Annotated in this window: 12 protein-coding genes and 1 pseudogene; 2 read left to right on the top strand and 11 right to left on the bottom strand. The window is 70.5% G+C overall.

All coding sequences use genetic code 11. The annotated features are described in order from the left end of the window. Nucleotides 1-52: 52 nt before the first annotated feature. The 11 genes and pseudogenes from pcaF to glpK form a co-directional block, all read right to left on the bottom strand. Nucleotides 53-1261 carry a 3-oxoadipyl-CoA thiolase gene (gene pcaF, locus ACWH43_RS11255; protein ID WP_158444886.1) on the bottom strand — a complete coding sequence of 403 codons (1209 nt, stop codon included), beginning with the start codon at nucleotides 1259-1261 and terminating at the stop codon, nucleotides 53-55. A gap of 57 nt (nucleotides 1262-1318) precedes the next feature. Further along, entirely contained in the window at nucleotides 1319-1945 is a 627-nt protein-coding gene (gene pcaG, locus ACWH43_RS11250) for a protocatechuate 3,4-dioxygenase subunit alpha (protein ID WP_158444885.1), read from the bottom strand. Then, on the bottom strand, nucleotides 1945-2688 hold the full coding sequence (gene pcaH, locus ACWH43_RS11245; RefSeq protein ID WP_158444884.1) for a protocatechuate 3,4-dioxygenase subunit beta: 744 nt from the start codon (nucleotides 2686-2688) through the stop codon (nucleotides 1945-1947). The genes pcaG and pcaH overlap by 1 nt, the downstream gene beginning before the upstream one ends. Nucleotides 2689-2823: 135 nt before the next feature. Further along, nucleotides 2824-3219: a 4-carboxymuconolactone decarboxylase gene (gene pcaC, locus ACWH43_RS11240; protein WP_158444883.1), complete on the bottom strand. Its 396-nt coding sequence runs from the start codon at nucleotides 3217-3219 to the stop codon at nucleotides 2824-2826. Then, a complete protein-coding gene (gene pcaD / locus ACWH43_RS11235; protein ID WP_158444882.1) occupies nucleotides 3212-4006 on the bottom strand; it encodes a 3-oxoadipate enol-lactonase in 795 nt (264 codons plus the stop codon). Before pcaD ends, pcaC begins: the two co-directional genes overlap by 8 nt. A gap of 91 nt (nucleotides 4007-4097) precedes the next feature. Beyond that, a pseudogene (locus ACWH43_RS11230) lies at nucleotides 4098-4268 on the bottom strand (SDR family oxidoreductase); the annotation flags it as partial. A 71-nt stretch (nucleotides 4269-4339) separates the two neighbouring features. Then, on the bottom strand, nucleotides 4340-5428 hold the full coding sequence (locus tag ACWH43_RS11225) for an ABC transporter permease (RefSeq protein WP_260349433.1): 1089 nt from the start codon (nucleotides 5426-5428) through the stop codon (nucleotides 4340-4342). Beyond that, entirely contained in the window at nucleotides 5425-6228 is an 804-nt protein-coding gene (locus ACWH43_RS11220) for an ABC transporter ATP-binding protein (protein ID WP_158444880.1), read from the bottom strand. The genes ACWH43_RS11225 and ACWH43_RS11220 overlap by 4 nt, the downstream gene beginning before the upstream one ends. A gap of 70 nt (nucleotides 6229-6298) precedes the next feature. Continuing rightward, on the bottom strand, nucleotides 6299-7354 hold the full coding sequence (locus tag ACWH43_RS11215; RefSeq protein ID WP_158444879.1) for an ABC transporter substrate-binding protein: 1056 nt from the start codon (nucleotides 7352-7354) through the stop codon (nucleotides 6299-6301). Nucleotides 7355-7479: 125 nt separating this feature from the next. After that, nucleotides 7480-8178, bottom strand: coding sequence for a hypothetical protein (locus ACWH43_RS11210; protein WP_158444878.1), 699 nt, complete (start codon nucleotides 8176-8178; stop codon nucleotides 7480-7482). 16 nt (nucleotides 8179-8194) lie between these two features. Then, a complete protein-coding gene (glpK, locus tag ACWH43_RS11205) occupies nucleotides 8195-9697 on the bottom strand; it encodes a glycerol kinase GlpK (RefSeq protein WP_158444877.1) in 1503 nt (500 codons plus the stop codon). 251 nt (nucleotides 9698-9948) lie between these two features. Here glpK and ACWH43_RS11200 point away from each other — a divergent pair, with 251 nt between their 5' ends. Together ACWH43_RS11200 and ACWH43_RS11195 are read left to right on the top strand one after the other, a co-directional pair. Next, the gene (locus ACWH43_RS11200; protein ID WP_260349426.1) at nucleotides 9949-11064 is read left to right on the top strand and encodes a Ppx/GppA phosphatase family protein; all 1116 of its coding nucleotides are present in this window, start codon (nucleotides 9949-9951) and stop codon (nucleotides 11062-11064) included. A gap of 10 nt (nucleotides 11065-11074) precedes the next feature. Further along, nucleotides 11075-11836, top strand: coding sequence for an RlmE family RNA methyltransferase (locus tag ACWH43_RS11195; protein ID WP_158444875.1), 762 nt, complete (start codon nucleotides 11075-11077; stop codon nucleotides 11834-11836). The last annotated feature ends 2 nt before the right edge of the window (nucleotides 11837-11838 follow it).

Here is an 11838-nt window from a genome sequence, read left to right as displayed (position 1 = left end):
CCATCCCTCGTCATCGTGGCTGGCCAATCTGGCCGCAGACTATCCTGTTCTGTCAAACCCGTTCCAGCGCAATCGCGATGCCCTGCCCGACGCCGATGCACATGGTCGCGAGCGCGCGCCTCTTGCCGGTCAGGGACAGTTCCAGCGCCGCCGTGCCGGCGATGCGGGCGCCCGACATGCCGAGCGGGTGGCCGAGCGCGATCGCGCCGCCATTCGGGTTCACATGGGCGCCGTCCTCGGCGATGCCGAGCTCGCGCAGCACGGCGATGCCCTGCGAGGCGAAGGCCTCGTTGAGCTCGACCACGTCGAAATCCGTCGGCTGGAGCCCGAGTCTCGCGCAGAGCCTGCGGGTCGCGGGGACCGGCCCCAGCCCCATCACCCGCGGCGCGACGCCGCCCGCGGCGCCGCCCAGGATGCGCGCCAGCGGGGTCAAGCCGTATTTCGCCGCCGCCTTCTCCGAAGCGACGATCAGCGCCGCGGCGCCGTCATTGACGCCGGAGGCGTTGCCGGCGGTGACGGTGCCACCGTCCTTGCGGAAGGGCGTCGGCAGCTTCGCCAGCTTCTCCAGCGTGGTGTCGCCGCGCGGATGCTCGTCGGTGTCGACGATGATGGGATCGCCCTTGCGCTGCGGGATCGCGACCGGGACGATCTCCCTGGCGAGCCGGCCGTTCTGCTGCGCGGCGACCGCCTTCTGCTGCGAGCGCAGCGCGAAGGCGTCCTGGTCGGCGCGGCTGATGTTGCAGTCGGCGGCGACGTTCTCGCCGGTCTCCGGCATCGAATCGACGCCGTATTGCCGCTTCATCAGCGGGTTGACGAAGCGCCAGCCGATCGTGGTGTCGTGGATCTCGGCATGGCGCGAGAAGGCGCTCTCGGCCTTCGGCAGCACGAAGGGCGCGCGCGACATGCTCTCGACGCCGCCGGCGATCATCAGCTCGGCCTCGCCCGCCCGGATCGCGCGGGCCGCGCTGATCACCGCATCCATGCCCGAGCCGCAGAGCCGGTTGATCGTGGTGCCCGGCACCTCCTGCGGCAACCCGGCGAGCAGGAGCGACATCCGCGCGACGTTGCGGTTGTCCTCGCCCGCCTGGTTGGCGCAGCCGAAGATCACGTCGTCGACCGCGCCGAAATCCACGCCTGCATGGCGCGCCGCCAGCGCCTTCAGCGGCACCGCCCCGAGATCGTCCGCCCGCACCGCGGACAGGGAGCCGCCGAAGCGCCCGATCGGCGTGCGGAGATAGGCACAGATGAAGGCTTCGCTCATGGCGTCGGTGCTCTGCTTGCTGGCGTGTCGGGCTGGGAAGGCGGCGCGCGGCCGCCTTCAGATGTCGAAGAAGACGGTTTCGTTCTCGCCCTGCAGGCGGATGTCGAAGGTGTAGACCGGCTTGCCGTCCGCGTCGCTGCGCGGGGCGATCAGCGTCGGCACGCGCAGGCGGTGCTCGATGCGGCCGAGGATCGGGTCGGCCGCGTTGGCCTTGTCCTCGTCGCCGAAATAGAGCCGCGTGTGCAGGCCGATATTGATGCCGCGCGCCACGATCCAGAAGGTGATGTGCGGCGCCATCGGCCTACCGTCGAAATAGGGCACGATGCCGGGCTTGATCGTCTCGAAGCGGTAGACGCCGCTGGTGCCGTCGACCGGCTGGCGGAACCAGCCCGGAAAATGCGGATCGGCCGCGCCGCGGCGCTCGCCCTGGCCGGGATAGAGGCCCTGCGCGTCGGCCTGCCAGATCTCGACCAGCGCATCCTTGATCGGCGTGCCCGAGCCGTCGAAGATCCGGCCGGTGACGACGATGCGCTCGCCCTCGACCTCGGGCGCCAGCGGCAGCGAGCCGAGATCGTGCGGATAGACGCCCTCGATGCCGGAGAAGTTCGGCGTCGCGCCGATATGGACGTAAGGACCCGCCGTCTGTGACGGGCTTTCCTTGAGGCGGCGCAGAGACTGGACCATCAGTTGCCCTCCATCCGGTTCTCGAACAGGGTCGAGCGGCGGCCCCGCAGCACGATGTCGAACTTGTAGGCCATGGTGTCCATCGGCAGCGTGTTCTCGCGGTCGAGCGCGGCGACCAGCCGCTCCACCGCCTCGCGGCTCGGGATGCCCATCACGATCGGGCACTGCCAGATCATCGGGTCGCCCTCGAAATACATCTGGGTGATCAGGCGCTGCGCGAAGGCGTGGCCGAAGACCGAGAAATGGATATGGGCCGGGCGCCAGTCGTTGACGCCGTTCGGCCAGGGATAGGGGCCGGGCTTGATGGTGCGGAACCAGTAGCGGCCCTCTTCGTCGGTGATGGTGCGGCCGCAGCCGCCGAAATTCGGATCGATGGCGGCGAGATAGCTTTCCTTCTTGTGGCGATAGCGCCCGCCGGCATTGGCCTGCCAGAACTCGACCAGCGCGCCGCGCACCGGCCGCGCATCCTCGTCGAGCACCTGGCCGTGCACGATGATGCGCGGACCGATCGGCTCGCCCGTCTGGGCGTAGTTGAGGATCAGGTCGTTATCGAGCGGCCCGAGCATGGCGTGGCCGAAGACCGGCCCGGTCATCTCGGAGAGCGTGTTGCCCAGCGAAAGCAGCGCGTATTTCGGCGAGCGCAGCACCGAGGTCTTGTAGTCGGGCGTGAAGGCCGGCGGATGCCAGCTCCGGTCGCGCTGGTAGAACGAGCCGCCCTGATGGCTCGAATTGTCGTTGCGCATGCGCGCCTCCCTCCCTGGAGCCCTTCCCGTCAGGCTTGACGCCAGAATGCGACGAGGTGGTCCCGCCGGTCTTGATCTGGCTCAACGCGCCCCCGCCGCCTCTCGGTCGCGGCGGCGCCGGGCGCGGCCGGCTGTTCAGCCCGCCTTGTCGTCCTGCATCTCGGCATAGGCCGCCCTGGCGACCTTGAACGCGTGGTTGGCGGCCGGCACGCCCGCATAGATCGCGACATGCAGCAGCGCCTCCTTGATGTCGTCCATGCTGGCGCCGGTGTTGCGCGTCGCCCGGACATGCATCGCCACCTCGTCATGGTGCCCGAGCGCCGCGAGCAGCGCGATGGTCAGCATCGAGCGCTCGCGGCGGCTGATCGTGTCGCGCGCCCAGACCGTGCCCCAGGCGCTCTCGGTGATGAGCTTCTGGAAATCCGCGGTGAAGGGATCGGTATTGGCGACCGCCGCGTCGACATAGCGTTCGCCGAGCACGGCACGGCGGGTCGCCATGCCCCGGGCATATCTGTCCTGCGCGTCAGCCACGTCCGTATCTCTCCAGATGTCCGCCGGCCAGCGCGACCAGCCGGGCCGGCTGCTCCACAGGCGGAATATGCCCGCATCCCTCGATCAGCGCGAAGCCCGCGCCCGGAATCCGCTCCGCCATCGCCCGTACCAGATCGGGCGGCGTCGAGAGATCCCCATCTCCTGCGACCGCAAGCGTCGGCACGCGGATGCCGCCGATGGCGGCGGTGAGGTCGGCGTCGCGCAGGGCCTCGCAGGTCGCGACATAGCCGTCGGCCGGCTGGCGCAGCAGCGCGTTGCGCCAGCCGGCGAGATCGTCCGGCCGCCCGCTGTGGAAAGCCGGGGTGAACCAGCGCTCCATGACCGGATCGGCGATGGCGGCGAGCCCGCCCCGGCGCACGGCCGCGATCCGCCCGCTCCAGCTTTCGGCGGTGCCGACCTTCGGGGCGGTGTCGGCCAGCACCAGCGCCGTCAGGCGCTCGGGCCGGCGCAGCGCCAGGTCCTGCCCGATCAGCCCGCCGATCGAGAGGCCGATCAGGGCGAAGCGCTCCAGGCCGAGACGATCGGCGAGCGCCAGGAGGTCGCCGGTGAAATCCGCGATCGCATAGGGGCCCGGCGGCACCTCGGAAAGGCCGTGGCCGCGCTTGTCGTAGACGACGACGCGCCAGTCGCGCGAGAGCGCCGCGGCGACCGCATCCCAGATGCGGAAATCCGTGCCGAGCGAATTCACCAGGACGACGGCGGGCGCGTCCAGCGGGCCGCTTTCGCGCCAATGCACCAGCCTGCCGTCGATACGCGTGAAAGCCATGGAAGACGTCTTACCTCGAATGCGGCTTCATCATGAGCGATTTGGACCCTTATGTTAAATGGCTTTCCGAGGGCCCGGCATAACCTGGAGGTTATCCGTCCGAAGGCGCCGCCCCGGCCGCGTCGATCTCCGCCTCCGGCAGCGAGGGCTGCGGGCCGAGCTGGGTGCCGCCGCAGACATGGATGACGTCCCCGGTGACGAAGCTCGCGCGCGGCGAGGCGAGGAAGGCGACGGCGCCGGCGACATCCTCCGCCGTGCCGAGCCGGCCGAGCGACGGCGGCTCCGACGGCCCCGGCTCCGCCGGTGACGAGCGCGACCTTCATCGACCGGTCCTCATTTCTGCCAGGGCATGAGCCGGCGCTGCAGCCATTGCAGCGCATAGGTCAGCAGCACGCCGAGGATCATCACCACGACGAGGCCGGCATACATCTTCTCGGGGTTCAGGACCTCCCAGTAATAGAAGGTCATGTAGCCGACGCCCTGCTTGGCGCGCACGAACTCGACCGAGATGATCACGATCATCGCCGTGCCGAGCGCGATGCGCAGCCCCGAGAAGATCACCGGCAGCGCGCCGGGCAGGATGACGTGGCGCAGCATCGACCAGCCCCTGGCGCCGTAGTTCCGGCCGGCCATCAGATAGACCCTGTCGATGCCGCGCACCGCCGCCATCGTGTTGATCGCCATCAGGATGAAGACCGAGAGCCCGACGACCAGGATCTTCGGCGCCTCGCCGAAAGGATCGGCGAACATCAGCATCACGATCGGGAAGATCGCGATCTTGGGCAGGACATAGATCGCCGAGAGCGTGGTATCGAGCATCAGCCTGACCGTCTGGTTCAGCCCCATCACCACGCCGAGCAGCACGCCGGGGATGGCTCCAAGCACGAAGCCGACGAGGACGCGCGCCACCGTCGCGAAGACATGGCTCTCGGCCACCAGCGCCCAGATTCCGGCCCAGCCCTCCTTCGAGAAGGCTTCCGGCATCAGCCAGGGCCGGCCGAGCAGCGTCGTACCCGAGAAGCGGTCATAGCGCGTGCTGAGGTCCCAGAGCGCCGCGCCGATCCGGCTCGGCGGCGGGAACCAGGTCGGGTTGATGAAGCCGCTATCAGCGGCGAGCTCCCAGAGCACGAGCACGAGGAGCGGGAAGCCGAGCGCCAGCGTGCGCTCATAGGCGGCCCTGCCCTTCACCGGCACGAGCCGGCCGATGCGCTCGCAGGCCAGAACCAGCAGGACGAAGCTCGCCCCGATCGCCGGCCAGGCGAAATCGCTCCACAGCCCGGCGGCCGCGAGCGCCGCGTTGAGGGCGGCCCCGGCGGCGAGGAACAGCAGTCCGGCGCGGAGATCGCCGCCGGAAGCGCGCCCGCGCCGCGGCGCCTCCCGATGCCCGGCCGGCGCCGGCCCGTCCGTCGTCGCGCTGGTCATGGCCTGGCCTCCATGGCGCGCGTCACCTCGGCGCTGAGCTGTTCCCAGATCTGCGCCCGGTATTCGGCGAAGCGCGGCGAATTCGTCATCGCGATCGAGCGCGGACGCGGCAGCTCGATCCTGAAGGTGGCGAGGCGCCGGCCGGGCTGGGCGCTCATCAGGATGACGCGGTCGCCGAGCAGCACCGCCTCGTCGAGGCTGTGGGTGATGTAGAGCACCGTCTTGCGGGTCTCCTCCCAGATCCGCAGCAATTCCTCCTGGATGACGACGCGGGTCTGGGCGTCGAGCGCGCCGAGCGGCTCGTCCATCAGCAGCACCTCCGGGTCGTTGGCGAGCGCCCGGATGATGCTGACGCGCTGCTTCATGCCGCCCGAGATCTGGTGCGGGTAGTAGTCGGCGAACTTGCCCAGGCCCACCCGGTCGAGCCAGTAGCGCGCGGTGTCGAGACGCTCCGCTCGGCCGACGCCGCGCATCTGCGGGCCGAAGGCGACGTTCTCGATCAGCGTCTTCCAGGGAAAGATCGCATATTCCTGGAAGACGACGCTGTTGAGCGGCTTGCCCCTCTCGCTGCCGGGGCGGATGTCGATCGAGCCGAGCGAGATCGATTCGAGCCCCGCCACCATCCGCAGGAAGGTCGACTTGCCGCAGCCGGAGGGGCCGACGATGCAGACGAACTCGCCATCGGCCACGTCGAGGGAGAAATCCTCGAGCGCGACCATGGTGCCGTCCGCGGTGGGGTAGTGCTTGCTGACGCTGCGCGCCGCGATCTTCGGCGCGGCGGCCGGCAGGGAGGCGGTCATCGGTCGCCCTTCCAGGCTGGTTGGTCCTGACTCCGGGACCCGCATCCGGGCCCGGCCGCCGCGAGCCCGGTCATTTGGCCGGGGCAGCCTTGCCGAGGACCGCGATGGCCTTGGCGACGAAGCGCTCGTCGACGACCTTCGCCATGTCGAGCGGCTTGTCGTATTCGGTGCGGCCGTTCTCGCGGTGCACGCGCTCGATATCGGCGAGGCCGGCGGTCGGGATCGCCATGTTCGGATCGTAGATCAAGGCGCCGCCGTTCCGCACCGCCTCGGGCGTCGAGGCGGTGTATTTCAGATAGCCGTCCATATTGGGCTGGGCGAGGAAGTCGGGCCCCTGCATCAGGCGCGCCGCCTCGGTCATCGCCAGCACGAAGCGCTCGGCCGCCTCCGGCCGCTCCTTCAGGAACTTGCCCGAGCCGACGAAGACCACCGTCATCAGGCCGGGCGTGAAGTCCTGCGCCAGGAGCTTGCCGGTGCCCGCCTTGAAGATCTGGTCCGAATAGGGCGAGGAGGTCAGCACCGCGTCGACCGACTTCGCTTCCATCGCCGCCGGCATGTCGCCATTGCCGATGTTGAGGAGCTGCACGTCGCGCAGGCTGAGCCTGGCGCTCTCCAGCGCCTTGGTGACGAAATACTCGCCGCCGCTGCCCGGCCCGCCGGCCGCGGCGATGCGCTTGCCCTTGAGGTCGGCGACCGACTTGATCGCGCCCGACTCCATCAGGTCCGTGCGGACGATCAGCTTGGTCGGGCCGTCGGTCATCGGATCGAGCGCGCCGGGCGCGATCACCCGGATGTCGAGGCCGCGATTCCAGGCCGACCAGAGCGAGGCGACGATGGCGATGCCGCCGACATCGACCGAGCCCTTGTCGAGAAAGGCGATCGCCTCGGTGCCGGACTTGACGCTGTCGAGCTGGACGTTGAGCCCGTATTTCTTGAACAGGCCGCGCGATTCCGCGACGAAGGCGGTCGCGAACTTCATGATCGGGACATAGGCGACGCGCACCGCCTGTGGCGGGTCGAGCGGTTTGGGCGCGGGGGCCTGCGCCAGGGCCGGCGCATTCGTGCCGGCGAGCCCGAGAATCACGGCGGCGCAGACGCTGCGCCAGCGAGCAAGGCCTTCGAACATTGCGTTCCTCCCTTCGGGAGCGGCCGGCTGCCGCCTTCCCGCGCATTTTATGCAGCAGGCTTCTTCGACCCGCTCATCGGCTCCCGTCAACCGCGACGATGGCCGATCCAGCGCCGGATGCGGGCTCAGCCTTCCGGCCGGGACGGGGCGACGACCTGCGGAAGCTCGTCCCGGTCGATCAGATAGGCGAGGTCGTAGGCCGTCCAGGGCGCGCGTCCCAAGGCGAGCCCCGGCCCGTCGAGTGCCGGAGCGAGCGCCGCGGCGATCCCGGCGAGGCAGGCGCGGTCATGGCATTCGACGAGGATCGCCCCGCCATCGGCATGGGCCTCTCCTCCTCCCGGCGGCACGGCGAAAGGCACCGGAGCGACCGCGGGATCCTTGGCCAGGACGTGAATCGCGGTCGCCGCCGTCTCGCGCAAAATCCGCTCCGCGGCGCTCTCCCAGCGCCCTTCGGCGGCCGGCAGATCGGCGAAGGTCGTCGCCATCAGGGCGCCGGCGACGCCGCCGCCGCGGCTCAGGAGCGGCCGATGGCCGACGCGGAAGAAGCCGCGGAAGGACGGCCGCATGCTGCGCGACCAGGCGGTCGGGGTCTCCAGCAGCGCCCGGTAGGGCGCGCCGGCGAGCACCGCATTGGTCTCGAGCTCGTAGAGCGTCAGGAATTCCGGCAGCGGCCCCTCGCCGCGATGATAGCGCCGGGCCCGCAGCATGCCTGGAATGGCGAGGCGCTCGGGAACATGCTCGCGCGTGTGCCAAAGGTCGTATTCGGCGCGCCGCGCGGGCTCGACCCCGTTCCAGAGCGACAGCAGGCCCTGCCCCTTCAGCATTCCCGCGCCCTGCCCTTCAATGGGAGCTCAGCGTCCGCCGCACCGCGTCGCGCCAGCCTGCGACCTTGTGCTCGCGCTGGCTCGCCGCCATCGCCGGCAGGAAGCGCCGCTCCAGCCGCCAGAGATCGGCGAAGCGGTCAGGCTCCGGCAGGAGCCCGGCATCGAGCCCGGCGAGATAGGCCGCGCCCAGCGCCGTCGTCTCCAGCACCGTCGGCCGGTCCACCGGCAGGTCGAGGATGTCGGCGAGGCGCTGCATCGTCCAGTCCGACGCGACCATGCCGCCATCGACGCGCAGCACCGAGCGGCCGCCCTGTCCGGCCTGGGGCCAGTCGGCATGCATCGCCTCGATCAGGTCGAGCGTCTGGTAGCAGACGCTCTCCAGCGTGGCGCGGGCGAATTCGCGGGGGCCGGTGCCGCGCGTCAGCCCGAACATCGCGCCGCGCGCATGGGCGTCCCAATGCGGCGCGCCGAGCCCGACGAAGGCCGGCACGAGATAGACGTCCTGCGCCGGGTCCGCCGCTTCCGCCAGCGGGCCGGTATCGCTCGCCTTGCCGATGATGCCGAGCCCGTCGCGCAGCCATTGCACCGCGGCGCCGGCGATGAAGATCGAGCCTTCCAGCGCATAGGCCCGCCTGCCGTCGAGCTGGTAGGCGATGGTGCTGAGCAGCCGGTTCTTCGAGCGGACCGGCGTGTCGCCGGTGTTGAGCAGCGCGAAGCAGCCGGTCCCGTAGGTCGATTTCACCATGCCGGGGGCGAAGCAGGCCTGGCCGATCGTCGCCGCCTGCTGGTCGCCGGCGATGCCGCGCACCGGGATCGGGCCGCCGAACAGCTCCGGCGCCGTGTCGCCGAAATGCGCCGCGCAATCGCGCACCTCCGGCAGGATCGCCGCCGGGATGTCGAGCAGCGCGAGCAATTCCTTGTCCCAGACGCCGCGGCCGATGTCGAACAGCATCGTCCGGGCCGCATTGGTCGCGTCGGTCGCATGGACGGCGCCGCCCGTCAGCCGCCAGAGCAGGAAGGAATCGACGGTGCCGAAGGCGAGCTCGCCCGCCTCGGCGCGCCGCCTGGCGCCGGGCACGTTGTCGAGCAGCCAGGCGATCTTGGTGCCGGAGAAATAGGGGTCGATGCGCAGGCCGGTGCGGCTGGCGACCAGGTCCTCATGGCCGGCGGCGGCGAGCTTGGCGCAGGCTTCCGCCGTGCGCCGGTCCTGCCAGACGATGGCGCGGTGGATCGCCCTGCCGGTCCGACGGTCCCAGATCAGCGTCGTCTCGCGCTGGTTGGTGATGCCGATTCCGGCGATCTCCCGCGCGACGAGGCCGGCCTTGGCGATGGCCTCGCGCGCGGTCGACAGCACGGTTTCCCAGATGTCCTCCGGCTCGTGCTCGACCCAACCCGAGGCCGGGAAATGCTGCGGGAACTCCTTCTGGGCGCTGGCGACCGGGCCGAGCGACGAATCGAACACGATGGCGCGCGAGGAGGTCGTACCCTGGTCGATGGCGAGAAGGTATCCGGCGGCCATGTCCTGTTTCCTGCCCTGTGCTGCGGCGCTCTGCGGCGGCGCGCGCGGAGACTGGCCGAAGCGGCCGCGTTCGCGCAAGGGCGCTGCCCCCGATTTCGCGATCCCGGCCCGCGCGCCCGCCGCACCGGCAAGGTTCCGCTTGGCATGCGGCTTGCCCTGTAGTTAGCTTGCTGACGAAGCAGATGGCTGCGCGGGACGCGGCCCTTGCCGGATCGCCTCGGGCGGGACGGCAGGTCGGGGGATTTGGAACGGTGGCGGTCGAGGACCGACAGCACGGAGGCGTCGCCTATGTGACGCCGCCGCACAGGGCTAGCGCCGACCCTCTCCGGGCCGGCGGCCCCTCTGCTGGCCCGAACGCCCGGCCCCATAACGGCCATAACGTCTACCGCGCCCAGGCGACCTATGCGGCGCTCGATCTCGGCACCAATAATTGCCGGCTGCTGATCGCGCGGCCGGCGCAGCACGGCTTCCGGGTCGTCGACGCCTTTTCGCGAATCGTGCGCCTCGGCGAGGGCCTGGCCGCCAGCAGCCGGCTCGGCGAGGCCGCCATGGACCGGGCGGTGGAGGCGCTGAAGATCTGCCGCGGCAAGATGGCGAATCGCGGCGTCACCCGCGCCCGGCTCGTCACCACCGAGGCCTGCCGCGCCGCCACCAACGGCCTCGACTTCATCCGCCGCGTCGCGGCCGAGGCGGAGCTCTCGCTGGAGATCATCGACCAGCGCACGGAGGCCTCGCTCGCGGTCTCCGGCTGCGCGGCGCTCGCCGACCCCGGCGCCGAAGGCGTCATCGTCTTCGACATCGGCGGCGGCTCGACCGAGATCGTCTGGCTCGGCAGCCGCAGCGAGGCGCGCGATCCCGCCGCCCGCATCCGCGAATGGGCCTCGCTGCCGACCGGCGTCGTCACCGTCGCCGAGCGCTATGGCGGCGTCGAGGTCAGCCGGGAGCTGTTCGAGCGCATGGTCGCCGACTGCTCGCAGGTCCTCGAACCCTTCGTGAAGAAGGCGGCCGGCGCGCGCCATGCCCGCGGCTTCCACCTGCTCGGCACCTCGGGGACCGTGACCACGGTCGCCGGCATCCATCTCGGCCTGCCCCGCTACGACCGGCGCGAGGTCGACGGCCTGTGGATGCAGCAGGACGACATCCTCGCGGTGATCGACCGGCTGATCGAGATGGACTATGCGGCCCGGGCGGCCAATGCCTGCATCGGCCGCGAGCGGGCGGATCTCGTCCTCGCCGGCTGCGCGATCTTCGAGGCGATCCGCCGCGCCTTCCCGAGCGAGCGGGTCCGCATCGCCGATCGCGGCCTGCGCGAGGGGATCCTGCTGCGCATGATGCATGAGGACCGCGCCTGGTGGCGGCGCAGATAGGTTTGGAGCGATGAGCGGCGCAAGATCGGGAGGGGCCGGCGGCAAGACGGCGGCCGGCGCGCGCGACCTGCGCGTCAAGGTCAGGAAGGCCGGCAAGCTCAAGCATTCCTCGCAGCTCTGGCTCGAGCGCCAGCTCAACGACCCCTATGTCAAGCGGGCGAAGGAGCTCGGCTATCGCTCGCGGGCCGCCTTCAAGCTCGAGGAGATGGACGACCGCTACAAGTTCCTGAAGGTCGGCCAGCGGCTGGTCGATCTCGGCTGCGCGCCGGGCGGCTGGTGCCAGGTCGCGGGGAAACGCATCGGGCTGGAGCGCGGCAAGGGCCATATCGTCGGCATCGACCTGCTCGCGGTCGACCCGATCCCCGATGTCGACCTGATCCAGATGGACTTCATGGCCGAGGAGGCTCCCGCCCTGCTGACCGAGCGGCTCGGCGGCCGGGCCGACGGCGTGATGTCGGACATGGCGGCCAACACCACCGGCCACAAGAAGACCGACCACCTCAAGATCATCGCGCTGGCCGAGGCGGCGCTGGAGTTCGCCCATGACGTGCTGGCGCCCGGCGGCTTCTTCCTCGCCAAGCTGTTCCAGGGCGGCGACAGCGCCACGCTGCTGGCGGGCCTGAAGCGCGACTTCACCACGGTGCGCAACGTCAAGCCGGCGGCCAGCCGCGCCGATTCCTCGGAGCTCTACGTGCTGGCGACGGGCTATCGGCGGCCGCGACGGCAGGAGGAAGCGGCAGACGAGGCCGGGACCGAAGCCGCCGAAGGCTGAGC

It is taken from the genome of Allobosea minatitlanensis (assembly GCF_964020775.1).
The sequence above is the reverse complement of the archived record's forward strand: the minus strand, read 5'-3'. Positions and strand labels throughout refer to the sequence as shown.

Coding starts and splice junctions, on each gene's coding strand:
- pcaD (WP_158444882.1), bottom strand. CDS start 4,006: ATGGCTTTCACGCGTATCGACGGCAGGCTGGTGCATTGGCGCGAAAGC.
- ACWH43_RS11195 (WP_158444875.1), top strand. CDS start 11,075: ATGAGCGGCGCAAGATCGGGAGGGGCCGGCGGCAAGACGGCGGCCGGC.
- ACWH43_RS11210 (WP_158444878.1), bottom strand. CDS start 8,178: ATGCTGAAGGGGCAGGGCCTGCTGTCGCTCTGGAACGGGGTCGAGCCC.
- glpK (WP_158444877.1), bottom strand. CDS start 9,697: ATGGCCGCCGGATACCTTCTCGCCATCGACCAGGGTACGACCTCCTCG.
- ACWH43_RS11225 (WP_260349433.1), bottom strand. CDS start 5,428: ATGACCAGCGCGACGACGGACGGGCCGGCGCCGGCCGGGCATCGGGAG.
- ACWH43_RS11215 (WP_158444879.1), bottom strand. CDS start 7,354: ATGTTCGAAGGCCTTGCTCGCTGGCGCAGCGTCTGCGCCGCCGTGATT.
- ACWH43_RS11220 (WP_158444880.1), bottom strand. CDS start 6,228: ATGACCGCCTCCCTGCCGGCCGCCGCGCCGAAGATCGCGGCGCGCAGC.
- pcaF (WP_158444886.1), bottom strand. CDS start 1,261: ATGAGCGAAGCCTTCATCTGTGCCTATCTCCGCACGCCGATCGGGCGC.
- pcaH (WP_158444884.1), bottom strand. CDS start 2,688: ATGCGCAACGACAATTCGAGCCATCAGGGCGGCTCGTTCTACCAGCGC.
- pcaG (WP_158444885.1), bottom strand. CDS start 1,945: ATGGTCCAGTCTCTGCGCCGCCTCAAGGAAAGCCCGTCACAGACGGCG.